We start from the raw sequence: 255 nt of genomic DNA, 5'->3' as shown, positions 1-255 counted from the left end.
AATAGCCCGGATACGGAAGCGATGTCGCGCGCCGCCGCGCAGGCGGTGCTGCAGGGGAAGACCTCCGACATCGCGGACAGCCGCGACTACGCCAGCCGGGTGGCGGCGAGCCTCGGCCAGCAATGGGCCGGTTTCGGCCAGCTGTTCCAGGCGCCGCTCGACCAGACCTGGGAGGCGGTGGTGCAGCCCGCGGCAGCCAGCCTGAACGACATCTGGCGCCGCTCGATCGTTGCCGACTGGAACGCCGCCTTCGGT

1 protein-coding gene is annotated in these 255 nt (G+C 71.0%); it reads left to right on the top strand.

Going from position 1 to position 255, the window contains the following annotated elements; genetic code table 11:
- Positions 1–255, top strand: a 255-nt coding sequence (locus tag AB4Y36_RS40590) for a hypothetical protein (RefSeq protein ID WP_368685948.1), incomplete at both ends; no start/stop codon positions are given.

The organism is Paraburkholderia sp. BR10936 (assembly GCF_040965735.1).
Taxonomy (GTDB): Bacteria; Pseudomonadota; Gammaproteobacteria; order Burkholderiales; family Burkholderiaceae; genus Paraburkholderia; species Paraburkholderia nodosa_A.
Note: the sequence above shows the minus strand (reverse complement) of the source record. Positions and strands in the feature narration are given on the sequence as shown.